Genomic DNA, 25,363 nt, shown 5'->3' on the forward strand with positions numbered 1-25,363 from the left:
GGATAAGACGAAGCCGCCATCCGGCAACATACCTTTACCCCTGCGCCGCGCGCAGCATGGCCTGGACTAACGGAACGGGTTTTCCCGCCAGCGCCCCACGCTCATGCTGGAACAGCGTCGCGACAAAGAACGGATGCGTCACCAGTTCAACCGCGCGGATATCACCATTGTCATCCCAGCCGGTTACCCGCAAATCGCCGCTTTCCAGCTCACCGGCAAACGCCGTGGAAATACCATAATTACAGTGGTAACCTTCGGAAATCAGCGTCTGGCCGTAGGCTCTGGCAATCAGCGTATTGGACCGCAGCTCAATGTCGTCCGTTTTTTCCACCAGCGAGCAGGCGAGCGGCGCAATCACCATTCGCCCCTGCGTATCGGTTTCGGCGTGGGCGGCGTCGCGCCAGCCCAGCACGTTGCGGGCGTATTCCAGAATCGCATGCTGAAAACCGCCGCAGGTCCCCAGGAAAGGAATGCCGTTTTCACGGGCATAGCGGATGGCCGTCAGCGCGCCGTCGGTATTTTTATAGGGGCTGCCGGGCACCACCCAGATCGCGTCATATCCCACCAAATCTTCGCCGCTGGTAATTTCCGCGCTGGCGAGCCAGTCATAATCGGCGATCAGTTCGAGCACGGCGGCGGCATCGTCGATGGCCAGAGGTATCGCCTGATGCGCCGTGACGCTGGCGTTATAGTCACCCACCAGCGCAATCCGCAGCGTATCTTTCACAGGGGATATTTTCATGAGGAATTCCTTACGTCAGGAGAATTGTGAACAACATAAGGAACCTCAGACTACCGATCTTTTACTGCTATCACAATCCTTTAATTTAGAGTTGACGCCCTGCGAAGTGTTATAGTGATAGCGTTCCGTTTTCCGCTTAGCCAACGACATCATCATGAAAAGTAAAATACTGATTAGCGCATGCCTGATGGGGTTTAAGGTTCGCTACAACGGTAGCGAAAAAGCCCGACTGAACGCCACGCTGGCGCGTTTACAGGATGAGCAGCGCCTGATTGTTCACTGCCCGGAGCTGGCGGCCGGACTGCCAACGCCGCGCCCGCCGGCGGAAATTATCGCTGCAAACGGCGAGGCGGTGCTCGAAGGTCGCGCCAGGGTATATGAAAAGAGCGGTAATGACGCCACCGCCCACTATCAGCTTGCCGCCTGGCTTGCCCTTCGCGCGGCGCAGGAGGCCGGTTGCGACGTCGCGTTACTCACCGACGGCAGTCCAACCTGCGGCAGCCGGTTTATCTACGATGGCACCTTTAGCGGCCAGCGCCATCCGGGCATGGGCGTTGCCGCCACGCTGCTGCATCAGCATGGAATCACCGTCTTTTCCGACCAACAGTTAAGCGAATTTTGCGCGTGGATTGAGGAGAAAGATAAGCATGAAGATTCAGTGTAAACGCCTCTACAAACCGGCAGAGCAAAGCGACGGCTATCGCGTCCTGGTCGATCGGCTGTGGCCGCGCGGCATCAAAAAAACGGATCTGGCATTCGATGAATGGGTTAAACCGCTGGCTCCCTCTGGCGAATTACGTAAAGCGTTTCATGCGCAGACGATCGATTTCACCCATTTTAGCGAACGCTATCGCGAGGAGTTAGCGGCGCAGCGCCAGCAAGGCCAGCGCCTGGCGTCGATTGCCCGCCAGCAGACGCTGACGCTGCTGTACGGCGCAAAAAACAGCGAACAGAATCACGCCATTGTGCTGGCCGCGTGGCTACGCGAACTGTGATTCACCGGTCGTTGCATCATCAGGCTGGCGATCGGGCGACAGCGGCATGAGATGTTCTGCGCGTACCCAGGCAACCCCCTGCTGGCCGCTGGCCGAAACCACCTCTCCCGTCACCAGCCAGAGCGCTCTCGGCGACGCTTTCGGCAGCATGGTGGTAAAACCATTCACTGGGTTAATGAATACTTCACCCGGCTGGCAAAGTTGAAACAATTCGACCGACTTGCCGATATTGCAGCGTCCGGCGGACGTTTTCGCACCAATGACCAGCGCCACGGTGCCCGGCTTAAGCTGAAACATACTTCTCTCGTTGCGCCTCTGCGCCGTCAGTTAAGATAATTCCGAGAAATAATAGCCTGCCGGACGCCCTGTTGTCACTTACCGGTTTGCGGATGGTCGCGACGCCACAACGTCCACTCTTCAATGACTTCCCCACCCGGCAGTTTGCAGTCTGAACGCACGCCCTGCGGGCTTTGCACCGGTACCAGCGTCCCGCCTTTTTCGCCACAATATACGGCGGCGGGGTTTGGCATACCGATTATCGGCGGCTTTGGCGCCTCGGGCTGCGAAGCCGTGTCGCAGGCCGATAAGAAACAGGCGCACGACAACATAATAAACAACAATCTCATAATTCCTCCCGTAAACGATAATCACCCGATAGCGTATCGCGCTAAGGTTTGCGGCTCCATGTTTTCCTGCGCCGCATCGACATTGCCATGCTTCACGTTAATAAACAGGCGGATAAAATCCCTTTTGCCACCCATTAACCCCTGCTATCCTTGCGCCACTTTACATTATTCAGACAGGTGACCGCATGAGACTGGGCATTATGTTTCCCGTTGTCATTTTCATTACCGCCGTGATTTTTTTGGCCTGGTTTTTTATCGGCGGCTATGCCGCGCCGGGGGCCTAAACAATGAAAAAAACCACGCTGATTATGATGGCTGTGGCAATCGTGGTGGTGCTGGGAACTCAGTTGGGCTGGTGGTAACGCGGCCCTGAAATAACAAAGGCCACCCTGAGGTAGCCTTTTGTCAGCCAGAATGACCGTTTAGCTTTTGATCTTTCTGTAGATCAGCAGAACCACGATGGCACCGATAACCGCCACCACGAAGCTGCCGAAGTTAAAACCGTCGACTCTGCCAAAGCCAAAGAGCGTACTGATCCAGCCCCCGACTACGGCACCAACGATCCCCAGGATGATCGTCATGAAGAAACCACCGCCATCCTTACCAGGCATGATCCACTTCGCCAGAATACCCGCAATAAGACCAAAAATAATCCATGAAAGAATGCCCATTTTTTCCTCACTTATGTTTTTACGTTAGTGGTTTAGTCACCGTTAAAAAGCATAGCACATCATCCGGAAAGTGAAATTTGTGATTAACATCACTTTCTTCTCCTCTCCGCGTTGTCACACAAAAGTTGGGGTTGCAAGTTTAGATGATAAAGATTATCTTTCTCATTACTGAATAGTTGAGTAAACGACTCAGGTATTCAGTACGACATTGCTCACATTGCTTCCAGTATTTCTTGCCCGCCTCTGCGCGGGCTTTTTTTTGACGTTAACTCGTTACTTATGTCGCTTGCAGACCTACAGTGAGTTGAAAACGCGGCGGTGCGAGGCTATTGCCTGACGGCACGCTTTACCTGAGCCTGAACCACGCTGCAGATTCAGGCTGTTTTCAGTACCCCACGCGCTGCGGTTCACCCAGCGGCAGCGCGTTCTCTTCCCGCCGTTTCTCCTTTTGCATAAAGCCCAGCGTGATGAAGAACAGTCCGGCCATAAAAGGCAATTCATACAGCTCTTCGATCAGGTCGGTATACTTCACGTCGTGCAAAAATAGCGGCGCCAGTAAACGGTGATGCTCTACGGTGTCGGAGATTAAAAATGAACAGCCCGTCAGCGCAAACAGCCACACGGGAAGCGGTTCTTCACGCAGGCGACGCGTAATCTCCCGGCGCAATGACGCTGACAGGAAAACCGGCAGGACCAGCGCAGCAATCAGCATGACAGAGATACCGCGAAACAGCACTCTGGGCTCCGCGGGAAAATAATCACGTCCCCAGCTGGTGCTTCTGCCCAGCAATACCACCCACCAGATAACCGCCCATAGCCAGAACTGTTTCGCTCCCTGCGGACGGGAGAGCGGTCTGATATACCACGCGCTAAACAGCGCGCCAGAGAGCAGCCATAGCGCCTGTCCGTTTTCAATCCATAAGACAAGCGCGCCGTGATACAAAGGTAAATGCCAGTTTGCGGTAAAAGGAATCACCACGGCTGCCAGCGTGAGAAACAGCGCAGTGGAAGAGAATTGTAAATCAAATTTCATCGGAATCAGTCCTGTTAAGGTTCTGTTACCGATCATAAATTTTACGAATATTCTTAAATTAGCAATACATGCTGTGAACTTAAGGATTTCTTAATCTTTCGTTTCAATTGATTTCAGTGATAAGCAATACGTGCTGAAAGGGCAAAAAAAAACCGCACAGCGTCGCCTGTAAGCGGTACGGTTATTCGCGCAGCGGCATCACCAGCCGCAGACGTCGTGCTCATTTTCCGTATCGTAGGAGCGAACGGTATTCACCAGATCTTTCACCACTTCGGCGGCCACCTCTGGCACCAGTAAGCTCATCGGCGTTTCGGTTTCATAATCTACGGAGACGCCATTGCTGTTATTTGTCACGGTGACGGTATAGGTTGCTTTGCCCATGATTATTTCTTCCCGGTATGAATGACTTTTCGCTGTCCCGCGCTTTCCATCAGCACCTCCGGGGCAACAAAAAAGTCGATATTAAAATAGGTGTCATCGGTCATTACTTCGATGTTGTGCCACTTTTCCGGTGGAAAAACGCCAAACTGCCCGGCCTCGATGATCATCACCTTTTCCGGTTCCGGGCTGTGTTCATCCGCATATCCGAGATATTTGACCGCCCCCTGCATCACCGACAGCCGGGGATACACTCCCGGTCGGGTGTCTTTATCAAGGTGGCGTTCGAAAATTCCGGCAGGCGCAGTCTCTTTGTTCCAGAACGGCGTGGAACGCGTATGGATATGATTTTGTGGAATCTGAAGCATGTTCTTCCCTCTTCCAGTCGTTATCACGCGATTATCTTTAAACCGCTGTTCCAGAACAGGTTACGCCTCATAAATGGCATTTTAAATACCATTTATTGGTTATTATTTATAATACAAATGACGGGGATATACGGATAAAGCCCGCCGTTTCGCGGGCCGATAAGGTTACGATTGCAGCGTGGCCAGACGCGCGGCAAAGCCGACAAATAACAAGCCAATCAGCGAGTTGCCCACCTTCGCCAGTTTCTTTTTCGTACGGATGTACTGCGTGACAAAAGCGCCGGACACGATCAGGAAGCTCAGATAGCAAAAGCTCACCACCTCAAGGGTCGTCGCCAGAATAAAGAAAGACAATCCTGCATGTGGCGCATTCACATCAATAAACTGTACGAAGAATGAGACATAAAACAGGATGGCTTTCGGGTTGGTCAGGCTCAGCACTAACGCGCGTTTAAAAATTGCGCCAAACGGCGCGGCGCCTTCAGCGGCGGCTGCGCTCTTTGCCGTGAGCGTGGACCAGAGGATCCTGGCGCCAAGATACAGCAGATAAAACGCGCCGAGATAGCGCACAATATTAAACAGAACCGGCGTGGTTTTAATCAGCGTTGCCACCCCGGCATAGGCTAAAAACATCAGCACCGCATCGCCAATAAATACGCCGCCTGCCGCAAGGTAGCCGCCTTTTATCCCCCGCCCGACGCTATTTTTCAGTACAAAGAGCGTATTCGGCCCGGGGACTAATACAATAAAAATCGCTCCTGCCAGATAGGTCCAGTAATTCAGTACACCATACTCTGCAAACACGTTAACCTCGTTCCCTAAACAACTTATACCTTTAGCGGCGTAACAATATGCTAACCAATGCACCTGATGATGGAAAGGGAAATCCCTTTACCGCAGGGTCTGCATTACGCCTCTCCTTTCCGGGCCGTGCCTGAACGTTCCTGAAGTATGCACCGCTTGATCTTTGCTGCGAATACGTAATACTGTATATATAAACAGCAAAGTTAATGGTGGTCATAATGCTGGTTCCCGCACCTACCGGACAACGCCAGGTAATGGCATTTAGCCTGCCCCGCGATGCTGCCTGCCGGATTTTTCTTCGCCCCGCGCAGGCGTATCGTGAACGGCGTATCGTCCTGAATGTACTTCTGCTCGAGCGCGACACCCATGTGGCGACTCTGCCCGTAACGGTTGCGAGCTGATCATGTTTGCCCTCTGCGATGTGAACAATTTTTATACGTCCTGCGAAACCGTATTTCGTCCGGACCTGAAAGGAAAACCTGTCATTGTTTTGTCAAATAACGATGGCTGCGTCATCTCGCGCTCCGCTGAAGCACAGCCATTTGTGAAAATGGGCGAACCATACTTTAAGCTGAAAGATCGCTTAAAACATCACGGTGTGGTTTGTTTCAGTAGTAACTACGAGCTCTATGCGGATATGTCCGAAAGGGTGATGAGTACTATCGAAGCGCTGACTCCTCGCTGCGAAAGGTATTCAATTGACGAGATTTTTTGCGATCTGACCGGCGTACGAAACTGCCGCGATCTGACCGAATTTGGGCGTGAAATAAGAGCGACAGTTCTCCAGCATACCCATCTGACGGTGGGGGTTGGTATTGCACCGACAAAAACCCTTGCAAAACTGGCAAACCATGCAGCGAAACGGTGGCAGCGGCAGACGGGAGGGGTAGTTGATTTATCAGACAGCGATCGCCAGAGAAAACTGATGGCGGCGCTCCCGGTAGAAGAGGTTTGGGGGATAGGCCGGCGCCTGACGAAACGCCTGAACAGTATGGGGATTGAAACCGTGTTGCAGCTGGCAGAAACGGATATCCGCTTTATCAGAAAACATTTCACTGTGGTCCTGGAAAGGACGGTCCGTGAATTACGGGGCGAAGCGTGTCTCGAACTGGACGAGTTTGCGCCAACAAAGCAGGAGATCATCTGTTCCCGTTCGTTCGGCGATTGCGTGACGGAATACGAAGAGATGCGCCAGGCTATTTGTAGTTATGCCGCCCGGGCTGCCGAGAAACTTCGCAGCGAGCATCAATTCTCGCGGTTTATTTCAGCGTTTGTTAAAACGTCGCCATACGCACTACACAGACCGTATTACAGCAATAGCGCATCGATAAAGCTATTGACGCCAACACAGGACAGCAGAGATATCATCAACGCCGCGTCACGCTGCCTGGAGGCAATCTGGAAAGAGGGTCATCGCTATCAGAAAGCCGGAGTCATGCTGGGTGACTTTTACAGCCAGGGCGTCGCTCAGCTGAACCTGTTCGATGATAACGCGCCGCACGCCGGTAGCGACAAGTTAATGAATGTGCTGGATCGCCTGAACGCTGAAGGAGGACGAGGAACGCTTTACTTCGCCGGACAAGGTATCCAGCAGCAGTGGCAGATGAAGCGGGAAATGCTCTCCCCGCGATACACCACACGTTATGCTGATTTACTTACCGTGAAGTGATACCCGACACGATCACAGTTTGTGTCGCATGTACAACCTGAGCGCCGTAAAACATTGCTTTTAGAGGAAAATAAATGCAATAATATTGTGAAAATTTGCATTTTTTTCTCTCCTGCCAGGGCGCTTACATGAAAATTAGTGCACTCACTGAACGTATCTCCCAGAAAATTATAGCGTTGATCGACAAAGGCGATATTGCACCGGGTTCGCATTTGAGCGTCCCTAAGCTGGCAGAAACATTTGATGTCTCCCGATCTCCTGTCCGGGAAGCGCTGGTCTTTCTGGAACAGAAAGGCGTCTTATTCCAGAAAGTCAATCGCGGTTTTTTTGTTAAGGAAGATTATAAACCGGACGTGCAACAGGCGCTCTCCGATGAGCTGGATCTCCCTGAATATTATCAAATGGCGGAGGACTGGCTACAGGATAAAATCGATTCAGAAGTCACCGAGCTTTTCTTAATGAAGCGCTATAACCTGACCAAAAGCCAGCTCGCCACCGTTCTGGCCCGGGGGATAAGCGAAGGCTGGGTTGAGCGTAAACAGGGATATGGCTGGCGATTTTTAGCCGTTGCGAAAACCAAAGCGGCGCTGGAGCAGATTTTTAGCTTCCGCATGGTTATTGAACCGATGGCTATCCTTGAACCCACCTTCAACGCACCGCAGGAAAAGATAAACGAGATACGACGTGAGCTTGAAATGCTCCTGGAAAACGGTATTGAGCGCCTCTCCCCTACCCAGCTTCAGTTAGCCGGATACCGGTTCCACGAAACGGTGATCAGCTTTTCAAACAATCCTTTTTTTGAAATCTCACTGCGTAACGTCAATCGGATGCGCCGCCTGATGGATTATCGCATTATGGATGACCGTAATCGTTATTATGCGGAAGTGAAAGATCATCTGCGCATACTGTCGCTTATTGAGTCAGGGCAGCGTATTGAGGCGTCATACACAATGAAGCAACATTTAGCCGTTGCGCTTGATAATAAAAAAATGCGCCGTATTAGCGCTGACAGTTAAATATAACGCAATTAAACCGGCTCACGTTGTGAGCCGAATATCGCTTAACCTGCGACGGAATATAGCGGATATAAACCCAACAATAATCCCGAAGCCAGGAAGATCATGCACAGCAAGAAGGCCCATTTAAAGGTGTATTTTTGATGATCGCTGAATTCCACACCGGCGAGGCCCACCAGCAGATAGGTTGAGGCTACCAGCGGGCTTAGCAGGTGCACAGGCTGCCCGACAAGCGAAGCACGACCGATTTCCACAGGCTCAATGCCATAGACTTTCGCCGCTTCGGCCAGAACCGGCAGAACGCCATAATAAAATGCGTCGTTAGACATAAAGAAAGTGCCCGGAAGGCTAATCAGCGCGGTGATCGGCGCAAGATAGGGTCCCCATGACTGCGGCAGGATATCCAGAAGCGTGCTGGACATCGCCGTTACCATTCCGGTGCCTGAAAGGATCCCGGCAAAGATACCCGCGGCCAGAAAGATGGATGTCTGATTCAGCGCAGCCGGGGCATGAGCGGCAATACGCTGGCGTTGAGCATCAAGGTGCGGATAGTTAATCAACAGCGCTATAGCAAACGCCACCATAAACAGTACCGATAATGGAAGCAGTTCCATGACCAGTGAAGCCATAAGCGCTAACGTCAGGGCAGCATTAAGCCAGAACATCTTAGGCCGACACAGCTCATCATTAACTTCGTTGATTGCCGGCAGATAACTCTCGGCGTCTTCTTCAATCACCGAGCCATGACCATTCGTCTGAATGCTCAGTTTCCCCAGGCGGCGTCGCTCACGAATGCCAATATACCAGGAGAGTACCAGCACACCGACCAGACCGCAGATCATGGATGGGATCAGCGGAATAAACAGATCGCTGGACTCAACTTTAAGTGAAGCCGAAACCCGGGCCAGCGGCCCGCCCCAGGGTAAAAGGTTTGTGACGCTCCCGGACAAAAAGACAACGCAGGTCAGCGCCAGCGGGTCCAGACGAATGCGCTTAAACAGCGGCAGCATGGCGGTCACGCAGATCATATAGGTCGTTGAACCGTCTCCATCGAGGGAAACCATCGCCGCCAGCAGAGCGGTACACATTACAGCCTTAACAGGATCGCCATTAATGATACGCAGGAAGAAACGTATAATCGGATCAAATAACCCGGTATCGAACATCGTGCAAAAATAAAGAATGGCAAATATCACCATAATCGCCGTTGGCGCGACTTTCTTCAGCCCGTCAATCATCATGTCGCCCATCTCAGCGCCGAATCCGGCAATAAGCGCAAAGATAATGGGAATAATGGTCAGAGCCGTCAGTGCAGATAATTTTTTGGTCATGATAAGGATCATAAAAACCACAATCATGCCGTAACCCAGTAACGAGAGCATAAGAGTCTCCGCCGTATATATCGCTATATACGTAATGAAGTTAATTACGTTATTAAATGCTGAGATGAGAAATAATTAACTCATGTGCATACCGCCATTGACGGAGAAATTAGCGCCCGTTGCGTAACCAGACTCATCAGAGGCCAGCCAGGCACAAATAGAGGCGATCTCTTTTGGCGAGCCCAGACGTCTGAGTGGAATTTCCTGGACGATCTTATCGATGACCTGAACTGGGGTAACCGTTTTGAGTTTGCTTGTAGCCAGGTAGCCAGGTGATACGGTGTTTACCGTGACTCCCCGCGCCGATACTTCCCGCGCCAGCGCGCGGGTAAAACCGCGAACGGCATACTTCGCCGTTGAGTAGTTAACCTGCCCGACGGTGCCAATTTGCGCATTTAAGGAAGAAATATTAATGATCCGCCCCCAACCTCTCGCCATCATGCTGTCCACGACCTGGCGGGTGACATTGAAAAGCGAATTCATATTGGTATCGATAACAGCCTGCCATTCCTGAGGCTGCATATCACGAAACAGAACATTCCTGGCCGTCCCGGAATTATTAACCAGGACGTCAACCTCCCCCACCTCGTTACGGATTTTTTCAAAGGCTTTTACCGTTGAGTCCCAGTCTGCAACGTTCCCCTCAGAGGCAATAAAATCAAATCCCAGCTTCTTGTTATCTTCAAGCCAGGACGCTTTTCTTCCGGAATTGGGCGCGCAGCCCGCAATAACAATGAATCCGTCCTGCGCTAACCGACGGCAGATAGCCGTGCCCAGGCTACCCATTCCAGATGTCACATATGCAATACGTTGGGTCATCGCCCTCTCCCGCAGCAGTTTATTAACAACTTTCAACCAATTATTAACATTAAGAAGCGGCAGGGAGATTTCCGCAACCTGAGCTTGCCGAAAATGTGAGCGGGATCGTTCAGTTTTTGCATTTAAACTTAACTAAATGCAATTTACATCGTTAAATAAAACAACATCGAGTAACGCATCAGCATCCATCCATTCACGGTGATGCCATGCAGAGGAAAAACAGTAAAACGACTTAAATGAGAGAGGCGTCACGGCGCCAATTCTGCATTTAGTTTATAAAAAAAGCAAAAAGGAGCAGTAATGATCACATACGCTTATGTTGGCTGCCGGACGTCGAAATGGCGCGGGGCGCGCGGAAAAGGTATCACGGTGTTCCGCATTGCAGACTCGGGAGAATGGGAGCAGATCCAATGCATTCCTTCCATTCAGGACAATCCCTCCTGGTTGACGCTGGATGCGAAACGTAACCGCTTATACGTATTACACGGAGACGGCGACAGGGTTGCGGTATTTAATCGCGATCCGGAAACCGGGCGACTGAGTCTGCGTAATGATCAGACCACCGGCCCGCGCCATACCAACCCGGATCTGGAGGCTGCCCGCAGGAATAACCCTGTCAGCTCTGCGTTAACGCCTGATATGGCTACGCTGTTGATCGCTAACCATGAAGGCGGCAACGTTGCCGCATTGCCGGTGAACGACGATGGACTTGATAAGCCAGCGCATTTTTCCTGTATCGAAGGGCACCCCGCTACCGATGATACTTTGCCAACGCTGTCACGTCCGCATGAAGTCGTCTTCCTGCCCGGCAGCGATCTCTTCGCCGTGCCCGTTCAGGGCAGAAAAGCAGGAAATGGAATCGATATGATACGGCTTTATCGTTGGGCCGGAACCCGGGCGTTCCTGTCTGATGAAGTACGTCTTACGCCCGGCAGCTGGCCGCGTCACGTTGATTTTCATCCCAATGGTAAATGGCTTTACGGGATTAGCGAACTGAGCAACACCGTGACGGTTTTTGATGTCGACAAAGATGGCGGTTCACTTACCGTTAAGCAAACGATCGGTACATTGCCAGAGGGTTATAACAGCCGAAGTGACGCAAGCGAAGTGGAGGTGCATCCTGATGGCCGCTTTCTTTACGCCGCCAACCGGGGACATGACACAATAGCGGTCTTCCATATCAATCCGCATGATGGTTCTCTTAACTTAGCAGGATGGGTTCCGTGCGGCGGAAAAACGCCCCGTTTCACTACGTTATCCCCTGATGGCGCGCAGTTTTACAGCGCAAATGAAGATTCCGACACCATTCAGGTTTTTGATGTCGATGCTGCCACCGGTATGCTTGCAAAAACAGACGTCGTTATCCCGTCAGCCAGCCCAACCTGCATCTGTTTTGCGTGAGATCCACGGCCTCCTGTAAGCCCGCCGGGTTTACAGGGGAGTGGCGTTAAGGTCAGGAGGGATACTTTTCTCACTGGGGAGCAAACTACTAATGAGCGCTTTTACTGAAGGAGATGTCTGGGCGTAGTTTTTCACGCCGACAAGGAGTTCACGTCTTGCCCAGGCGTCAGACAGCGGGATCAATCTGACCCCACCGTGTAGCGTTGACGACGCGACCTCATTCACCGGCAAAACGGCAATTCCCAGCTTTTGCGCCACCAGCTCAGCCATAGAGATAAAACTGCTGACGCGTAACCCCACGTCCCAGCGTTTTGCCGTAAGCCCGGGCCTGTCTCTCAAGGATATAGCTGACGGCGCTGTTGCGATGAGACCCTATCAATTTTTCATAAAGGATATCTTCGAATTTTAGTTCGTCACGTTCAGCCAGCGGATGAGTCGGCCAGACCAGTACAGATAACAGATCCTGTTGCCACGGCCAGAATTCAATGCCGGCAGAGGGTGTCCAGTCAGAAAAGAAACCGACATCGGCTTCACCTGCCAGTAACCCCTGTACCACAGCCAACCCGGTATGCTCCTCAATCTCAATATCGGTTTGCGGATAGAGCGAAAGATAATTGCTTATCACGCCCGGTAAATGATTCATTAGCGCTGCGGAAATGGTGTAAATACGGATATGTCCGCGAATACCTGCGGCGTAATCACTAAGCTCTTCTTCCCATTTTTTCAAGCTTATGAAACACCTGTCTCGCATGATAAAGCAAAGAGTGACCGGCTGGCGTAAGCGCGATACCTCGCGGCATGCGCAGCATGAGCGGAGTACCGACCTGTTGCTCCAGTTCAGCGATGCGCTTACTGACGGCAGAGACCGCGGTATGCTTTCGGCGGGCTGCACGAGTAAGATTTTGCTCTTCTGCCACGGCAACAAAAATAGATAAAGAAATCAGGTCAAAACGCATCGCTGTATCCATTATTAGCGCTTCAGGGTTTGCTGGATAACATAAGGCAGAATGCCACCATGCTGAAGATAACGCAGCTCCTGCTGTGAATCCAGGGTCAGGGTTAGCGGAAGCTCCTGGAGCAAGGCTCCATGACGACTGATGCGCATCGACAAAGGCATCGTACCAGGCTGCAAGTTTTCCAGGCCATAAAAATCAATCACCTCCGTTCCCGTCATAGCAGGTAAATGCGCGGCATGTTCGGGGTCGATATGGAGTGGCAAAATCCCCATCCCAATAAGATTGGTACGGTGGATACGCTCAAAACTGTATGCCACCACCGCCTTTACGCCCAGTAGCGCCTGCGCTTTTGCGGCCCAGTCTCTACTGGAACCTGCGCCATAGCGTTCACCAGCGAAGATCACCAGCGGCGTTCCCTCTTTTAGCCAGCTTTGCGCGGCCTCATAAGCAGGCAGAATATGACTATGCCGCGCATCCCAGGCATTGCCTCCCCCGCCGCGCAGCTCTGAAGGAAGCAGCCGGTTTGCCAGCGCTTTATTGGTGAAAGCGCCGCGAACCATTACTTCGTGATTACTTCGGCGGGTGGAATACAAATTAAGATCGGCAGGATCTTCATGATGATCAAGCAGCCACTGTCCGGCGAGACTGGATGGCGGGATTGCGCCCGCGGGAGAAATATGATCGGTGGTCACATCATCACCCAGCCACAGGAATGGACGCGCGCCTGATAATGAAAGCGGCGTTGCCGGATCGCGTGGCAGACGCTCAAGATACCCTGGACGACGAAGATACGTTGATGACGCCTCCCACGGATAATGCACGCTTCCCGGCGCCTCCACCTGCTGCCAGTGCGGCGTTCCCTGCCAGATAATGTCCCTGCGTTTAACATAATGCTCACGTTTAACGACGCGCTTGAGCCACATTTCCACTTCATCCCGGGCTGGCATCAGATCGCGCATAGTGACGGGCGACCCGTTGCGGTCAACGCCAAGAGGTTCGTTCACCATATCATGAGACATATGACCCGCTATCGCCCACGCGATCACCAGTGCCGGTGAGGTCAGATAACCGTGGCCAAGCGACGGGTTGACACGTCGAGGAAAGTTTCGGTTTCCGGATAAGACGCATACTGCCTGTAATCCTTCGTTGACCAGCTCTTCCATTGCAGGTTGCAAAGCGCCCGAACTCCCGATGCAGGTCATGCAGCCGTAGCCCGTGACATCAAAACCGACCTTCTCCAGTTCGGATAACAAACCGGCCTCACCAAGATAGTCGGTGACAGCCCGCGAGCCCGGAGAGAACGACGTTTTGACCCAGGGTTTAGGTTTTAATCCTGCCTTTGCGGCATTGCGGGCAAACAGGGCAGCCTGAACGATAAGCCAGGGGTTGGCCGTTGTTGTACAACTGGTAATGGCGGCAATGGCAACGGCGCCTTGCCTGATGGGTTCACCGTAAGCGGGATGCCGCCAGCATAGCCCCCTCGTCTGCGCATTAAGCGTCTCTTCAAAACTGGCTGCGGCCTGCCCCAGCGGGATCTGCTGATGCGGGTTAACAGGACCGGCCATACAGGGTTCAATAGTCGTCAGATCGATCTCAATAAGCTGGCTGAATTCCGGTTGCGGTGAATCCGCGCTCCGCCACAGATGCTGCGCCTGCATATACGCTTTAATCAGAGACTGTTTTTCTTCTGTGCGCCCGGTTAGCGCAACGTATTCAGCGCTGCGTTCATCAAAAGGAAAGTAAACCACGGTCGCGCCATACTCGGGCGCCATATTGGCTATGGTGGCGCGTGATTCAACGGGTATCGCGTGCAGCGCAGGTCCGGTGAACTCAACAAATTTACCGACGACGCCAATCTCACGCAGCAGACGGGTAATATGTAAAGCCAAATCACTGTCATTGACATCATGTGGCAGAGCGCCGGATAGCGAAATCCCAATAACGTCCGGAAAGCTTAAGGTGACAGGCTCACCCACCAATGCTGCCTGCCCTTCAAGCCCGCCGACGCCCCATCCCAGGATCCCCAACGCGTTAATCATGGGGGTATGGCTGTCGGTCGCAATCATGCAGTCAGCGTGCAAAAGCGGAACCGGAGCGGCTTCATCGACGGTGACAACCTCAGCGATGGCCTCAAGGTTCATCAAATGAATGATTCCCGTTCCTGGCGGAATAACGCGGAAATTATTCAGGCTCTTTTCCGCCCAGCGGATAAAGCGATAACGTTCCGCATTACGTCGAAAATCGTAGCGCAGATTGTCTTCCAGCGCGGAAGGTGAAGCATAGCTTTCCACAATCACCGAGTGATCGATCGTCAGTACCGCCGGAATACGCGGATTAATGGCGGTCGCATCCCCTCCCAGCTCTGTCGTCAGGTCACGCATGGCGGCAAAATCGGCCAGGGCCGGCAGACAGGTGGTGTCATGGAACATCAGGCGATCCGGATAAAACGCCACCTCGCCTTTATCAGACGCACCGTCAAGCATACGCAAAAACGGTGTTAAGGCATGGGGTGAACGCCGCGCCACGTTCTCAAGCAGAACGCGCAGGCAAAATGGAATTTTTTGCAACTGCCCGGACGGGAGTAGCTGAGTGAGATCCAGATAATCGTACCGTTGGTTATTTACCACCAACGGGAAGCGTTTCAGAGGTAAGAGAGGCGTCATAAAATCCTTCCATCACAGCAGTGCATGAATGTTCTTAAGCAGATAAAGTGCCATGCAAATGAAGGGAGGAAAATTGAGCTTTTGATAAGATAGCGTTCTCAAAAGGAGAACGCTACGTAACGTATCACGAGGCGGTTAATTCACGGTCAATAAGCTGCTGTACGGAACCGTCCTGTTGCCATTCAGTCAGCAGTTCAGCTATGAGTCGGTAGCGTTCCTCATTGCCATGAGGAACGCAAATTGCCTGGTTTATCTGGCCAAAATTATCAGGCAACACCCGAAAACCGGGATGTACAGCGGCTGCGCGCTCAAGCGGTTGACGAATACCCGCAGCCATATCGCCTTCGCCTTTCAGAAACGCATCTATTGCCGCCTGAGATGAACTCAACCGATTAATGCTCGCCTTTTTAAGCTGCCGCGTGAGATAGAGATCATAAGCGGCGCCCTTGCCCACATTAATGACCACTCCAGCGCTATCCATTTGCGTGACGCTTTGCCAGGGACTGCTTTCACGAACCAGTACGGTTCCCTGAATAACGATATAGGGCTGCGTAAACTGCAATACCTCTTCACGTAACGGATCGACGGCAAGAAAAGCAACGTCCCAGGCGTCATTTTGGGCATCGTCCACCACCTTCCCCGCTGTCGGGTATGTTTTGAACTGAGGGACTGCGCCCAGCGCTGCGGCAATTTTACTGGCCAGCCCGACGGTAATGCCTGCGGGTTTACCGTCCGCCAGCTCTCTTGCGAGGACAGCGTTGCCCAAATTAATGGCAAAGCGTAGTGTGTCAGCGGCTGACATGCGACTCCTCCGTAACAGGTTCATCGCGATGGGTATCGCGTTTATCGAAACTAAGGCGCTGGATTTTCCCTGCCACGAACAGATAGCAACAAAGATTGAGGAAAGCACAGACGCCGACGAAAATGAGCGCGCCATTAAAGGAGCCCGTATCTTTAATAATGTAAGCGATAATAATGGGGGTGAAAATACCAGAGATATTACCGATCATGTTAAACAGTCCCCCGCTCAGGCCGACCGCTTCTTTAGGGGAAAAATCAGAGACCACGCACCACCCCATGGCGCCAAAACCTTTGCCAAAGAAAGCAAGCGACATAATCGCAATAACGATCCACGCCGAATCGACGTAGTTACAAATCACCATACTCACCGCTAACAGCATCCCAATCACGATCGGCGTCTTACGCGCGGCGGAAAGGCTGAATCCGCGAGAAAGCATATAATCTGACAGAACGCCGCCTGACAGCGCGCCGACGCAGCCGCACAGAGCAGGTAACGATGCGACAAACCCCGCTTTAAGAATGGTCATTCCACGGTCATGGACCAGATATACCGGAAACCATGTCAGGAAAAAGTAGGAAAGTACAGTGAAGAAAAACTGCCCCATGTATACCCCTAAAGCCAGACGGTTAGTCAGCAGCTTTCGGGTGTAACCTGTGCCTTTACTTTCACCTTTTTTCGTCACCTTCATATTTGTCAGACCGCCGCCCGCCTGGATATATTCCAGCTCCTCGTTGTTCACCAGAGGATGAACTTTTGGCGTATCGGCAAGCACCTTGTTCATTATCAACGAAACAAAGATCCCGAGTCCGCCCATAAACCAGAATACCGACTCCCAGCCATAGGTGTAAGAAAACCAGCCCATTAGCGGTAAAAATACCACCAGCGCGAAATACTGGGCGGCCGTCGTAAAACCGGATGCTTTGCCACGCTCCTTTGCCGGAAACCACGCGGCGAGAAAGCGTGAATTCGCAGGCAGCGTTGGCGCTTCAATTAACCCCATCATAAAGATGAAGCCAAAAATCATCACGCGGGTTACCCATACGTTGTCAAATGAAGTACTGAATCCCACCAGAAAAACGAAAAAGGACCAGCTAAATACGCCGGTTACCAGTACTTTTTTGGAGCCGAAGCGGTCGAGTAGCCAGCCTCCGGGATATTGACCAAGAACATATGCCCAGGTAAATGTGGAAATAAGATATCCCAGAGCCACAATATCTAATCCGGCGGCTTTTACCATATCCGTTCCCGCAATCGAAAACGTTGCGCGATCGCCATGATTCAGTGCAATGCTCAGAAATACCATTAACAAAATCATATAACGATAATGTGTAGGTTTCTTTTTTGATGCGGTAGAGTCAAGAGTTTTCATTTTTTTCGGCCTTATCCTGAAGACTAAGCGTTAAATCCATAAAGTTCAGCCGGGTTTTTCACAAATAATTTATGGCGAACCTGTCCATTACTTGCCCAATGAAAGATATTCGCAAGAATTAAAGCATCGTCTGGCATTTTCTTATGTGCGCTAATAAGATTGGGGTGCGGCCAGTCACTTCCCCATACCACGCGTTCCGTTGCTTCATTTAAAAAATATCTGATCATCTCTGCCATATCAGATACATCGTCACGTTGAGACTGATGATAAAGGGCTGATAATTTCACCCAGCAGCGCCCTGACGCAATCAGTTCCCATGCCAGTTTCCACGCCGGATGAGCCATCGGTTCCGGCTGCGGGAGACGAAAGAAGTGATCGATGACCAGCCTGCCAGGCACGCGTTTGAGTAGTGGACGAAGCGCCCAAAGCTGGTCGGCGGTAGCATGAACCTGGATATGCCATCCCCGCTCAGCGACACGGGCAGCAAGAGGTAACAGCATCTCCGGCGTGGTGGCGCTGCCGGCGCCAAAATTAAACCGAATCCCTTGCACGCCAGCCCGGGAGAGCCTGTCCAGCTCGCTGTCGCTGACAGAATCTGTCACCACCGCTTCCCCCCGGGCATCCGGTCCGAACGTCTGAAGCGCGTCGATAAGACAACGGTTATCTGTACCGTAAGATGAAGGCTGAACAAGAACATGGCGTTTAAAACCCAGCCATTGTTTAAACTGCCGAAAATCATTTACGGTGGCGTCAGGTAAATTACGTTTATCATCCGGCGCCCAGGGATAACGGCGATCGAAAATATGATGGTGGCAGTCGCAGCTATTAGCAGGTAATTCAACATCAGGCAGGGACGCAACGTGGGTATGTTTTATCCCCGCCGCTATTTTTTTATTATTCATAGCGGTGCCTTTTTCAGATTGCACGCAATTAATTAGCTCATCAGCAGCCTGAGTTTTTTAACTGCGGATTGTGGACTACTTAAAACCGTACTCGCGACAGCTGTATTCACCTGGTTATAAGCAATTTCCATTGAAAAATGAGCGAGAAGAATTACGTCGGCATCCTGATGCTGCTTTGCCGCTTCAACAATAAGCTGATTATGAAGATCCGCATTACCGGCATTCAGCGCATCACGCGCGCCAGCAACAATATAACTGTTTAACCTTGCGCTGGAATGGCGCGAAGTAGCCAGTTGTGCAAACTCCTCCTCCATACCTTTTACCGCAGGCGCGAATGTTGCCAACATGACGATATTCGTCCCCAACGCCAGCGCATCTTCGAACATCGCCTCGTTGGGCTTAAGTACAGGTACTGATTGCGCCTGCGCACTGGCATCTATCGCTGCGCCAAATGCAGAACAGGTAAAAAGCACCGCCGCGGCATCGATACCGAGCGCATAGTGAAGCAACTCATCAATCCGTCTGTACAGGCGTGGCGTTAACGCCGACTCCTTTTCCCGATCAACGCTCAGGGCATCGTCAAGTAAATTGCTGACCTCAGCGTCAGGCCACAGCTGTTTGAAGGTGTTGTTAATGGGAGCGACAGCCAGTGGCGTGGCATGAATAAGTACAATACGTTGGCTCATAATTCTCTCTATTAAAGCGGCTGCCCGTAAGTTGGGCAGCCATCATCTGGCTCAGGCACGAATAGCTGCCGCGACCTTTTCGGCAAACGCTTTAGTACCGCAAGTACCGCCCAAATCCGGCGTGCGAGTCTCAGGATTTTCCAGAACTTCGTCGACAGCGCGGCTGATTTCATCCGCCGCCTTCAGGAATTTTGGCTGGTTGTGCTTCTCTGCATACCAGGCAAGCATCATTGCCGCTGAAAGGATCATGGAAACCGGATTAGCTTTATCCTGGTTCTGAATATCCGGCGCTGACCCATGCTGCGCCTGGGCGCAACAATGCGTATCGCTTGCCATAATTGACCCTGCCAGGCCGAGACTGCCCGACAGCTCGCTTGCCAGGTCGCTAATAATGTCGCCATAGAAGTTGGTGGCGACGAGAACATCAAATCGCTCAGGGTTACGAACCAGGTGCGCTGTAGACGCATCAACCAGCAGATCGTCCAGTTGCACTTCCGGGAACTCTTTTGCGACGGTACGCACGGCTTCCAGGAACAGGCCATCTGTCATATGGAAGCTGTTTGCTTTATGGATCGCGGTAACTTTTTTCTTCCGCTGCATTGCCAGCTCAAACGCTTTGCGGGCAATACGCTCTGAACAGTGACGGGTGATCTTACGGGTTGAGAGCGCCATATCCGGGCTTGGCATCACTTCACCCCAGCCTCGCGTCATGTTGCGATCCGGATAAAAACCTTCAGTGGCTTCACGCATGATCACCAGATCCATGGTTTTGCCTTCTTTCATATTTGACGTCAGAAACGGTCGGGTACGTGCGGGACGAACATTGGCATACAGGTCCAGACCGATACGAAAGCCTGCTGACACATTTCGCCCTCCCTTTTCTGGCGCGGGATAATCCGCATGCGACTGTGTGCCAAGAATGATGCCATCGTAAGTTTTTGCTTTGTCGAGGGTTTCCTGGCGAAGGGTGGTGCCGTGTTTTTCAAGGCTTTTAAAACCCACATCGTCATAATCGAATTCGAAGCCCAGACCATAGGCTTTATCCAGTGAATTCAACACGGTTACCGCTGCTGAGGTGATTTCAGGACCGATGCCGTCACAAGGCAGAACCAGAATACGCATAAAAAGACTCCAATAGGTTGCTTACTTTTGATTGCTTTTTTATACTAATAAATGCACATAACGCAAGATGATGAAGATCACATTTATTTTATAAAATTGAATGAATTTATCATTTCCTTTACTTTTCAGGTCGTTAATCCGCTTGCCATTCCGTTTTAAAAATCAGTTGATATCAGGCCTTCCCTCTATATCAATAAAAATGCTTTGTCGCTTAAATGAGTCGCGAAGTGTGATCTTAACCACAACTTAACAATTACCTTATTTGCATTTTAATATATATAAAAGCAGTATAAGCCGATTAAAGTGTTTGTGAGGAAGGAAAATGACTACGTTAGGCGTGATTGCCGATGACTTCACCGGCGCGACAGACATTGCCAGTTTTATGGTGAATGCAGGCTGGAAAGTTGTTCTTTTCAACGGCATACCGAATAAGGCATTCGACGTTGGCGACATGGATGCCATTGTGATCGCATTGAAAAGTCGCTCGGTTCCGGCCAGTGAAGCGGTGGCGATGTCTTTATCTGCCTCTGCGTGGTTAAAAACGCAGGGCTGCCAGCGTCAGCTTTTTAAATATTGTTCGACATTTGACTCGACTGCGCGGGGAAACATCGGTCCGGTAACGGATGCCTTGATGAAAAGCCTGGCCACCCCGGTAACGCTCATTTGCCCGGCGGTGCCGGATAACGGCAGAACGATTCTGAACGGACATCTGTTTGTTAAAGGTGAGCTGCTCAATGAAAGTGGAATGGAGCACCATCCCGTCACGCCGATGAAACATTCTTCCTTAAAGAAACTGATGGAAGCGCAGTCCGTCGGGCTGTGCGGCAACATTACTCTGGATATCGTTAAAAACCATCCTGAGAAGATAGCCTCTGAAATTGAAAATAAAATGGCCAACAAAGCCAGATATTTGATCTTTGATGTGCTCGACAATCACGATCTGTTGACGGTTGCTAAAGCAACCGCCAGTTTCCCGCTGGTTACCGGCGCGGCAGGATTAGGCTACGCCATCGCGGCGCTCGATAAACAACATGTTTCATCGGCTAAAAAAGTCGCCATCAGCGTCGGATCAAAAGGGCCGGGCGTGGTGCTCTCGGGTAGCTGTTCAGCAATGACCAATCAGCAGGTTGAATTTTATAAACAAAGGGCATCATCCCTGGCGCTGGATGTGGAAAAAATCATTAATGAACCTGCTTACTTAGAGACGGTTTCCGCCTGGGTAAAATCACATTCTCAGGACCCTACGGCTCCCATGGTATATGCCACCCAGCCGCCTCAAATCATAGAGCTGATCCAGAAAAATTACGGCGCCCAGGTTGTTAGTGACAAAATTGAAAGCTTCTTTTCTTCACTGGCGCAATCACTTGCCGCAGCAGGCTTTAATAAATTTATTGTGGCGGGAGGCGAAACTTCCGGCGCCGTTACACAGGGTTTAAATATCGATGGAATGGTCATCGGAGAATCGGTGGCTCCTGGCGTGCCGTGGACCCAGGTTCTCAATAAACAGCAGTGGGTCATTCTTAAATCCGGGAACTTTGGTAATCCAGACTTCTTCCTGAAAGCGCAGGAGTACTATCATGAGTGAAAAGCAGTTACGTGAGGATTTGGTTCGCTATGCCCGCTCAATGTTCGAACGGGGTTACAGTAGCGGAGGGGCGGGAAATATCAGTCTTAAGCTTTCGGACGGTAATATTCTGGCAACGCCGACCAATTCCAGTTTCGGCGATCTGAATGCGGATGAACTCAGCAAAGTCACGATGGCGGGCGAGCTTTTGTCGGGTCAAAAAGCGTCCAAAGAAGTGCTGATGCATCTCGCAATGTATCGTCAGCGCCCACAGTGCGGAGCCATCGTCCATCTTCATTCCCCGTGGCTCACAGCGTTATCCTGCTTACCAGGCATTGACCCGGAAAATGCCCTCCCGCCCATTACGCCTTATTACGTAATGCGCGTAGGCAAACTGCCGGTGATACCTTATATCCGCCCTGGTTCGCCGCGCATTGCCGGGGAGGTGGAAAAACTGGCGGCTGAACACAACGCTATTCTTCTGGCTAATCATGGTCCGGTTATTTCAGGAAAAGATATTCGTGAAGCGGTATTTAACGCTGAAGAGTTAGAAGAAACCGCAAAATTGTATTTTATGCTTAAACCCTTTGGCATGAATACGTTAACCCGCGAAAATGTTGATGAACTAAACGCTACATTTCATATGAAGTAAATAACATCTATCAGCCTGCCGGTATAACCGTGCAGGCTTGCTGTACCTGTGATAAATTAAAATATAATAAGGATTGTTATGCCTATTATGCTTATCACCGGGATAATAATGTTTATAATATTAACCTGGTGCTTATTAAAAAACATATTCCCGCCGAGTATCTTATTTATTCTACTGCCCACCATCGCTGCGCTGATATGTGGATTTGGTTTTAAGGAACTGGGAGAGTATGTGGCGCAGGGCTTGAAATCGGTGGTAGGAACGGCAACGCTGGTGGCATTCAGCGCAATGTTTTTTACGTTGATGAAAGAAGCGGGAGTGTTTGATGTCATCGTACGCTTCATTTTACGCTTTATAAAAGCCTCAACATTTTCAGTCTTGCTTGCAACCCTGGTCATTGCTTCAATATGTAGCCTGGATGGTAATGCCTACGCGACCTTACTGGTTACGGTCCCCGCCCTGTTGCCGATTTATGAAAAAATGAACATCAGTAAAAAAACGCTTTTACTGTTGATAACCGTTGGCGTTGGCGTCACAGGTATTACCCCGTGGGGCGGTTCGCTTAACCGGGCCATTGCGGTTACGCACCTTGATATTCTGGATGTTTATTACCGGCTTATCCCTTTGCAGGGCATACTGTTTGCCCTCGGGGTTATTCTCTGCTGGTTTATGGCGAGAATTGAGAACCGAAGCGGATCGGGTATTTCACCAGAAGCGTTTCGCATAATGCGTGCAGATATGCTTACCTGTAAAACCGATCATAACCCCTGGCTGTTGAAGCTCAATTTTGCGCTCGTTATTGCAACCATTGTCATCCTGGTGTCAGGTCTGGTTGCGGGTAATTTTTTATTTATGATCGCCTTCTCATTAGCCGTGATCGTTAATTATCCCGATACGCAAAAGGCGCAACAGAAGATAAAAGATTATGCGCTCACCATATTTCCCGTTATCGTCATCTTTTTAACCATTGGCGTCTTCGTTGGTATACTGCAAAATACCGGCATCATAAAAGTGCTGGTCAACGAGATTGCAGAGATCTTTCCGGCGAGTCTCGGGCCCTATCTGTACCTGATCCTGGCCGCATTCAGCGTACCTGTCGTGATACTGATTGGCTCTGATGCTTTCTATTTTGCTCTGCTGCCGCTGGCCGTTGGGCTGGGGCAACGTTTTGGGGTATCGCCCTTACACGTCACGATTGCGATGCTCATTACCGAACAGATTGGGTTACTGCTAAGCCCGGTGATTCCCGCCACGCATCTTGGGTTAAGCTTGCTCAACTTACGGGTTGATGAACATATAAAACATTCCCTGGTAAAAGTCTGGACGATGAGCGTCTGTGCGCTCGTCGCCGCGTTGATTACAGGGATAATTCCCGTTTAGCCGGTTTGGGGAAAATCGTTAAAGGGTTGCTGACTCTCTGCCCTTTAACTCTCACCCAGTCTTCCACCAGCGCGAACATGCTTATTTTGTCGTTTTGATGATATGCGTCACGACGCCGAAAATATCGAGCGACGCTTCGCTGCTGACTTTAATGGGCGACCAGGCGCTGTTCATCGGGTTTAACTGCACCACTGGTCTTAGCTGTAGCTGCTTTACCGTAAACTCCCCCTCAACCGACGCAATGACAATGTCGCCGTGCGTCGGGCGCAGCGCGCTATCCACCACCAGCAAATCGCCGTCGCCAATCCCGCCATCGATCATGGAATCGCCCGCGGCGCGGACAAAAAAGGTCGCACTGGGATGCTGAATAAGCAGTTCGTTCAGATTGATACGTTGTTCCACGTAATCCTGCGCGGGTGACGGAAAGCCGCACTGAACGATGTCGGCAAAAAGCGGGATCGTTACAATCTGACGCGAATCGACGGGTTTGTGGTACATCCTCATCACATATCCCTGGTTAACCTGTATTTATATACAGTAGATTTAAACTATAGCGAGATCAAGTAGCGGAAAGCGCGCACTGGCGGGCTATTCACGCAGCGCGTTGATTTTATTTATTACTGCGGAGAAAAAAACGTGCGCGGGGCAAATCGAACGGTGAAAAAACCAGCACCTGATAACCCGCCGCCCGGCGACGGGTTACTGTAAACTTAGTGGTGCAACATCTCGTCCACCACCGCCTGCGCCCTGAGCTGATAAGGATAGTAGGTTGGCCAGTTATCCATCTCCTCCAGCAGCGCCTGCTGTGAGCTATTGCCCATAAAAATATGGAAATGACTCGACTTACGCGGCGCGATGATATGGTCGCTGAACTGCACATATTTCGGCGCCCTGCTGTTCGCCTCTTTACACTCAAACAGGTAGCGCACGCCTTTCTTACCCGAAGCGTAGGTCAGGATCCGGTGTCCGGCATACGCATACTGGCAGGAGGCGACCTGGCTGCCGGTATGGAACTCCATCACGCCATTTTCAATACCGATAGTGTCAACCTCCGTGGCATAGCCTTTACGGTAATACGCTTTTATTTCCTCCGCCGTTTTACGCTTATCTTTCTCTGCTTTCTGCTTAAAAACCGGATCCAGCTCGCCGCTGACCAGATAAGGGTAAACGGATTGCCACATCCCCTCCCAGTCGCTAAGCGCCCGGTCCTGCACATTTTTGTCATCGAAGATACCTTCCGCGGCCTTCTGTTCGACATCTGTCAAAGGCGCGCCATGAGAGTGGTGTCCATGCGCGAAGGCGTAGCCGCTCGCCAGTAACATCCCCAGAGAAATCGATAGTTTTTTTAAATTCGTCACCAAAA

32 protein-coding genes are annotated in these 25,363 nt (G+C 51.2%); 10 read left to right on the forward strand and 22 right to left on the reverse strand.

Translation table 11 applies throughout. The features are described from left to right. Nucleotides 1-34: 34 nt before the first annotated feature. Nucleotides 35-742 carry a CTP synthase C-terminal region-related (seleno)protein gene (locus K7R23_RS20160; RefSeq protein ID WP_012905540.1) on the reverse strand — a complete coding sequence of 236 codons (708 nt, stop codon included), beginning with the start codon at nt 740-742 and terminating at the stop codon, nt 35-37. Between the two features lie 154 nt (nt 743-896). On the opposite strand from K7R23_RS20160, the gene K7R23_RS20165 reads away from it, so the two are divergent. Together K7R23_RS20165 and K7R23_RS20170 are read left to right on the forward strand one after the other, a co-directional pair. Beyond that, nucleotides 897-1,406, forward strand: a complete 510-nt coding sequence (locus K7R23_RS20165; protein WP_012905538.1) for a 2-thiouracil desulfurase family protein — start codon at nt 897-899, stop codon at nt 1,404-1,406. Further along, nucleotides 1,390-1,737 (forward strand): DUF488 domain-containing protein, encoded by a 348-nt coding sequence (locus K7R23_RS20170; RefSeq protein ID WP_012905537.1) that lies wholly within the window; start codon nt 1,390-1,392, stop codon nt 1,735-1,737. The genes K7R23_RS20165 and K7R23_RS20170 overlap by 17 nt, the downstream gene beginning before the upstream one ends. On the opposite strand, the gene K7R23_RS20175 is transcribed toward K7R23_RS20170, so the two are convergent. After that, nucleotides 1,723-2,034 (reverse strand): hypothetical protein, encoded by a 312-nt coding sequence (locus K7R23_RS20175; RefSeq protein ID WP_012905536.1) that lies wholly within the window; start codon nt 2,032-2,034, stop codon nt 1,723-1,725. The two genes, K7R23_RS20170 and K7R23_RS20175, sit on opposite strands and share 15 nt — an antisense overlap. 74 nt (nt 2,035-2,108) lie before the next feature. After that, on the reverse strand, nt 2,109-2,363 hold the full coding sequence (locus K7R23_RS20180) for a putative hemolysin (protein WP_024132626.1): 255 nt from the start codon (nt 2,361-2,363) through the stop codon (nt 2,109-2,111). Nucleotides 2,364-2,548: 185 nt separating this feature from the next. Here K7R23_RS20180 and K7R23_RS20185 point away from each other — a divergent pair, with 185 nt between their 5' ends. Together K7R23_RS20185 and yoaJ are read left to right on the forward strand one after the other, a co-directional pair. After that, nucleotides 2,549-2,647: a YoaK family small membrane protein gene (locus tag K7R23_RS20185; protein ID WP_024132625.1), complete on the forward strand. Its 99-nt coding sequence runs from the start codon at nt 2,549-2,551 to the stop codon at nt 2,645-2,647. A 3-nt stretch (nt 2,648-2,650) separates the two neighbouring features. Further along, nucleotides 2,651-2,725, forward strand: a complete 75-nt coding sequence (gene yoaJ, locus K7R23_RS20190) for a protein YoaJ (RefSeq protein WP_148222133.1) — start codon at nt 2,651-2,653, stop codon at nt 2,723-2,725. A 60-nt stretch (nt 2,726-2,785) separates the two neighbouring features. Here yoaJ and K7R23_RS20195 read toward each other — a convergent pair whose 3' ends face one another. The 6 genes from K7R23_RS20195 to K7R23_RS20220 all read right to left on the reverse strand — a co-directional run bounded on the left by K7R23_RS20195 (nt 2,786) and on the right by K7R23_RS20220 (nt 5,985). Further along, the gene (locus K7R23_RS20195) at nt 2,786-3,034 is read right to left on the reverse strand and encodes a GlsB/YeaQ/YmgE family stress response membrane protein (RefSeq protein WP_012905533.1); all 249 of its coding nucleotides are present in this window, start codon (nt 3,032-3,034) and stop codon (nt 2,786-2,788) included. 385 nt (nt 3,035-3,419) lie between these two features. Then, nucleotides 3,420-4,067 (reverse strand): hypothetical protein, encoded by a 648-nt coding sequence (locus K7R23_RS20200; RefSeq protein WP_012905532.1) that lies wholly within the window; start codon nt 4,065-4,067, stop codon nt 3,420-3,422. Between the two features lie 198 nt (nt 4,068-4,265). After that, nucleotides 4,266-4,448 carry a DUF1869 domain-containing protein gene (locus K7R23_RS20205; RefSeq protein WP_012905531.1) on the reverse strand — a complete coding sequence of 61 codons (183 nt, stop codon included), beginning with the start codon at nt 4,446-4,448 and terminating at the stop codon, nt 4,266-4,268. A gap of 2 nt (nt 4,449-4,450) precedes the next feature. Then, a complete protein-coding gene (gene yeaR / locus K7R23_RS20210; RefSeq protein WP_012905530.1) occupies nt 4,451-4,813 on the reverse strand; it encodes a DUF1971 domain-containing protein YeaR in 363 nt (120 codons plus the stop codon). 165 nt (nt 4,814-4,978) lie between these two features. After that, on the reverse strand, nt 4,979-5,617 hold the full coding sequence (gene leuE / locus K7R23_RS20215; protein ID WP_012905529.1) for a leucine efflux protein LeuE: 639 nt from the start codon (nt 5,615-5,617) through the stop codon (nt 4,979-4,981). Nucleotides 5,618-5,820: 203 nt separating this feature from the next. Then, complete coding sequence (locus tag K7R23_RS20220) at nt 5,821-5,985, reverse strand: hypothetical protein (RefSeq protein WP_012905528.1); 165 nt, start codon at nt 5,983-5,985, stop codon at nt 5,821-5,823. A gap of 35 nt (nt 5,986-6,020) precedes the next feature. On the opposite strand from K7R23_RS20220, the gene K7R23_RS20225 reads away from it, so the two are divergent. Further along, complete coding sequence (locus K7R23_RS20225; protein WP_012905527.1) at nt 6,021-7,286, forward strand: Y-family DNA polymerase; 1,266 nt, start codon at nt 6,021-6,023, stop codon at nt 7,284-7,286. A gap of 128 nt (nt 7,287-7,414) precedes the next feature. Next, the gene (locus tag K7R23_RS20230) at nt 7,415-8,302 is read left to right on the forward strand and encodes a GntR family transcriptional regulator (protein WP_012905526.1); all 888 of its coding nucleotides are present in this window, start codon (nt 7,415-7,417) and stop codon (nt 8,300-8,302) included. A gap of 44 nt (nt 8,303-8,346) precedes the next feature. On the opposite strand, the gene K7R23_RS20235 is transcribed toward K7R23_RS20230, so the two are convergent. Further along, nucleotides 8,347-9,684 (reverse strand): CitMHS family transporter, encoded by a 1,338-nt coding sequence (locus tag K7R23_RS20235; protein WP_012905525.1) that lies wholly within the window; start codon nt 9,682-9,684, stop codon nt 8,347-8,349. A 75-nt stretch (nt 9,685-9,759) separates the two neighbouring features. Continuing rightward, the gene (phbB, locus tag K7R23_RS20240; protein ID WP_012905524.1) at nt 9,760-10,503 is read right to left on the reverse strand and encodes an acetoacetyl-CoA reductase; all 744 of its coding nucleotides are present in this window, start codon (nt 10,501-10,503) and stop codon (nt 9,760-9,762) included. Nucleotides 10,504-10,803: 300 nt separating this feature from the next. Between phbB and K7R23_RS20245 the strand changes: the two genes are divergently transcribed. Further along, nucleotides 10,804-11,904 carry a lactonase family protein gene (locus K7R23_RS20245; protein ID WP_012905523.1) on the forward strand — a complete coding sequence of 367 codons (1,101 nt, stop codon included), beginning with the start codon at nt 10,804-10,806 and terminating at the stop codon, nt 11,902-11,904. A gap of 30 nt (nt 11,905-11,934) precedes the next feature. Here the strand turns inward: K7R23_RS20245 and K7R23_RS20250 are convergent, their stop codons facing one another. The 9 genes from K7R23_RS20250 to K7R23_RS20290 all read right to left on the reverse strand — a co-directional run bounded on the left by K7R23_RS20250 (nt 11,935) and on the right by K7R23_RS20290 (nt 20,404). Next, nucleotides 11,935-12,174 (reverse strand): type 2 periplasmic-binding domain-containing protein, encoded by a 240-nt coding sequence (locus K7R23_RS20250; protein ID WP_232796085.1) that lies wholly within the window; start codon nt 12,172-12,174, stop codon nt 11,935-11,937. After that, complete coding sequence (locus K7R23_RS20255; RefSeq protein WP_232796086.1) at nt 12,167-12,631, reverse strand: LysR substrate-binding domain-containing protein; 465 nt, start codon at nt 12,629-12,631, stop codon at nt 12,167-12,169. Before K7R23_RS20255 ends, K7R23_RS20250 begins: the two co-directional genes overlap by 8 nt. Next, nucleotides 12,606-12,872, reverse strand: coding sequence for a LysR family transcriptional regulator (locus K7R23_RS20260; RefSeq protein ID WP_232796087.1), 267 nt, complete (start codon nt 12,870-12,872; stop codon nt 12,606-12,608). The genes K7R23_RS20255 and K7R23_RS20260 overlap by 26 nt, the downstream gene beginning before the upstream one ends. A gap of 2 nt (nt 12,873-12,874) precedes the next feature. Then, complete coding sequence (gene acnA / locus K7R23_RS20265) at nt 12,875-15,523, reverse strand: aconitate hydratase (protein ID WP_012905521.1); 2,649 nt, start codon at nt 15,521-15,523, stop codon at nt 12,875-12,877. A gap of 124 nt (nt 15,524-15,647) precedes the next feature. Further along, a complete protein-coding gene (locus K7R23_RS20270) occupies nt 15,648-16,325 on the reverse strand; it encodes a transporter substrate-binding domain-containing protein (RefSeq protein ID WP_012905520.1) in 678 nt (225 codons plus the stop codon). Beyond that, nucleotides 16,312-17,694 carry an MFS transporter gene (locus tag K7R23_RS20275; protein ID WP_012905519.1) on the reverse strand — a complete coding sequence of 461 codons (1,383 nt, stop codon included), beginning with the start codon at nt 17,692-17,694 and terminating at the stop codon, nt 16,312-16,314. Before K7R23_RS20275 ends, K7R23_RS20270 begins: the two co-directional genes overlap by 14 nt. A gap of 23 nt (nt 17,695-17,717) precedes the next feature. Then, on the reverse strand, nt 17,718-18,596 hold the full coding sequence (locus K7R23_RS20280) for an amidohydrolase family protein (RefSeq protein ID WP_012905518.1): 879 nt from the start codon (nt 18,594-18,596) through the stop codon (nt 17,718-17,720). A 32-nt stretch (nt 18,597-18,628) separates the two neighbouring features. Further along, nucleotides 18,629-19,282, reverse strand: coding sequence for an aspartate/glutamate racemase family protein (locus tag K7R23_RS20285; protein ID WP_012905517.1), 654 nt, complete (start codon nt 19,280-19,282; stop codon nt 18,629-18,631). A 51-nt stretch (nt 19,283-19,333) separates the two neighbouring features. Next, nucleotides 19,334-20,404 (reverse strand): isocitrate/isopropylmalate dehydrogenase family protein, encoded by a 1,071-nt coding sequence (locus K7R23_RS20290; protein WP_012905516.1) that lies wholly within the window; start codon nt 20,402-20,404, stop codon nt 19,334-19,336. Between the two features lie 322 nt (nt 20,405-20,726). Here K7R23_RS20290 and otnK point away from each other — a divergent pair, with 322 nt between their 5' ends. The 3 genes from otnK (at nt 20,727) to K7R23_RS20305 (ending at nt 24,000) form a co-directional block, all read left to right on the forward strand. Further along, the gene (gene otnK, locus K7R23_RS20295; protein ID WP_012905515.1) at nt 20,727-21,989 is read left to right on the forward strand and encodes a 3-oxo-tetronate kinase; all 1,263 of its coding nucleotides are present in this window, start codon (nt 20,727-20,729) and stop codon (nt 21,987-21,989) included. Beyond that, nucleotides 21,982-22,620 carry a 3-oxo-tetronate 4-phosphate decarboxylase gene (gene otnC / locus K7R23_RS20300; RefSeq protein WP_012905514.1) on the forward strand — a complete coding sequence of 213 codons (639 nt, stop codon included), beginning with the start codon at nt 21,982-21,984 and terminating at the stop codon, nt 22,618-22,620. The genes otnK and otnC overlap by 8 nt, the downstream gene beginning before the upstream one ends. A 78-nt stretch (nt 22,621-22,698) precedes the next feature. Then, a complete protein-coding gene (locus K7R23_RS20305; RefSeq protein ID WP_012905513.1) occupies nt 22,699-24,000 on the forward strand; it encodes an SLC13 family permease in 1,302 nt (433 codons plus the stop codon). Nucleotides 24,001-24,081: 81 nt separating this feature from the next. On the opposite strand, the gene K7R23_RS20310 is transcribed toward K7R23_RS20305, so the two are convergent. Both K7R23_RS20310 and zinT read right to left on the reverse strand, forming a co-directional pair. Next, nucleotides 24,082-24,498, reverse strand: coding sequence for a translesion error-prone DNA polymerase V autoproteolytic subunit (locus tag K7R23_RS20310; RefSeq protein ID WP_049794247.1), 417 nt, complete (start codon nt 24,496-24,498; stop codon nt 24,082-24,084). 212 nt (nt 24,499-24,710) lie between these two features. After that, nucleotides 24,711-25,358 carry a metal-binding protein ZinT gene (gene zinT / locus K7R23_RS20315; protein ID WP_162467720.1) on the reverse strand — a complete coding sequence of 216 codons (648 nt, stop codon included), beginning with the start codon at nt 25,356-25,358 and terminating at the stop codon, nt 24,711-24,713. Nucleotides 25,359-25,363 lie beyond the last annotated feature (5 nt).

Source organism: Citrobacter rodentium NBRC 105723 = DSM 16636, assembly GCF_021278985.1.
GTDB lineage: Bacteria > Pseudomonadota > Gammaproteobacteria > Enterobacterales > Enterobacteriaceae > Citrobacter_A > Citrobacter_A rodentium.

Bases quoted from the DNA above. Each gene is read 5' to 3' on its own strand.
- K7R23_RS20160 (WP_012905540.1), bottom strand. From the start codon at position 742: ATGAAAATATCCCCTGTGAAAGATACGCTGCGGATTGCGCTGGTGGGT.
- K7R23_RS20165 (WP_012905538.1), top strand. From the start codon at position 897: ATGAAAAGTAAAATACTGATTAGCGCATGCCTGATGGGGTTTAAGGTT.
- K7R23_RS20170 (WP_012905537.1), top strand. From the start codon at position 1,390: ATGAAGATTCAGTGTAAACGCCTCTACAAACCGGCAGAGCAAAGCGAC.
- K7R23_RS20175 (WP_012905536.1), bottom strand. From the start codon at position 2,034: ATGTTTCAGCTTAAGCCGGGCACCGTGGCGCTGGTCATTGGTGCGAAA.
- K7R23_RS20180 (WP_024132626.1), bottom strand. From the start codon at position 2,363: ATGAGATTGTTGTTTATTATGTTGTCGTGCGCCTGTTTCTTATCGGCC.
- K7R23_RS20185 (WP_024132625.1), top strand. From the start codon at position 2,549: ATGAGACTGGGCATTATGTTTCCCGTTGTCATTTTCATTACCGCCGTG.
- K7R23_RS20195 (WP_012905533.1), bottom strand. From the start codon at position 3,034: ATGGGCATTCTTTCATGGATTATTTTTGGTCTTATTGCGGGTATTCTG.
- K7R23_RS20200 (WP_012905532.1), bottom strand. From the start codon at position 4,067: ATGAAATTTGATTTACAATTCTCTTCCACTGCGCTGTTTCTCACGCTG.
- K7R23_RS20205 (WP_012905531.1), bottom strand. From the start codon at position 4,448: ATGGGCAAAGCAACCTATACCGTCACCGTGACAAATAACAGCAATGGC.
- yeaR (WP_012905530.1), bottom strand. From the start codon at position 4,813: ATGCTTCAGATTCCACAAAATCATATCCATACGCGTTCCACGCCGTTC.
- K7R23_RS20220 (WP_012905528.1), bottom strand. From the start codon at position 5,985: ATGGGTGTCGCGCTCGAGCAGAAGTACATTCAGGACGATACGCCGTTC.
- K7R23_RS20225 (WP_012905527.1), top strand. From the start codon at position 6,021: ATGTTTGCCCTCTGCGATGTGAACAATTTTTATACGTCCTGCGAAACC.
- K7R23_RS20230 (WP_012905526.1), top strand. From the start codon at position 7,415: ATGAAAATTAGTGCACTCACTGAACGTATCTCCCAGAAAATTATAGCG.
- K7R23_RS20235 (WP_012905525.1), bottom strand. From the start codon at position 9,684: ATGCTCTCGTTACTGGGTTACGGCATGATTGTGGTTTTTATGATCCTT.
- phbB (WP_012905524.1), bottom strand. From the start codon at position 10,503: ATGACCCAACGTATTGCATATGTGACATCTGGAATGGGTAGCCTGGGC.
- K7R23_RS20245 (WP_012905523.1), top strand. From the start codon at position 10,804: ATGATCACATACGCTTATGTTGGCTGCCGGACGTCGAAATGGCGCGGG.
- K7R23_RS20250 (WP_232796085.1), bottom strand. From the start codon at position 12,174: ATGGCTGAGCTGGTGGCGCAAAAGCTGGGAATTGCCGTTTTGCCGGTG.
- K7R23_RS20260 (WP_232796087.1), bottom strand. From the start codon at position 12,872: ATGGATACAGCGATGCGTTTTGACCTGATTTCTTTATCTATTTTTGTT.
- acnA (WP_012905521.1), bottom strand. From the start codon at position 15,523: ATGACGCCTCTCTTACCTCTGAAACGCTTCCCGTTGGTGGTAAATAAC.
- K7R23_RS20270 (WP_012905520.1), bottom strand. From the start codon at position 16,325: ATGTCAGCCGCTGACACACTACGCTTTGCCATTAATTTGGGCAACGCT.
- K7R23_RS20275 (WP_012905519.1), bottom strand. From the start codon at position 17,694: ATGAAAACTCTTGACTCTACCGCATCAAAAAAGAAACCTACACATTAT.
- K7R23_RS20280 (WP_012905518.1), bottom strand. From the start codon at position 18,596: ATGAATAATAAAAAAATAGCGGCGGGGATAAAACATACCCACGTTGCG.
- K7R23_RS20285 (WP_012905517.1), bottom strand. From the start codon at position 19,282: ATGAGCCAACGTATTGTACTTATTCATGCCACGCCACTGGCTGTCGCT.
- K7R23_RS20290 (WP_012905516.1), bottom strand. From the start codon at position 20,404: ATGCGTATTCTGGTTCTGCCTTGTGACGGCATCGGTCCTGAAATCACC.
- otnK (WP_012905515.1), top strand. From the start codon at position 20,727: ATGACTACGTTAGGCGTGATTGCCGATGACTTCACCGGCGCGACAGAC.
- otnC (WP_012905514.1), top strand. From the start codon at position 21,982: ATGAGTGAAAAGCAGTTACGTGAGGATTTGGTTCGCTATGCCCGCTCA.
- K7R23_RS20305 (WP_012905513.1), top strand. From the start codon at position 22,699: ATGCCTATTATGCTTATCACCGGGATAATAATGTTTATAATATTAACC.
- K7R23_RS20310 (WP_049794247.1), bottom strand. From the start codon at position 24,498: ATGTACCACAAACCCGTCGATTCGCGTCAGATTGTAACGATCCCGCTT.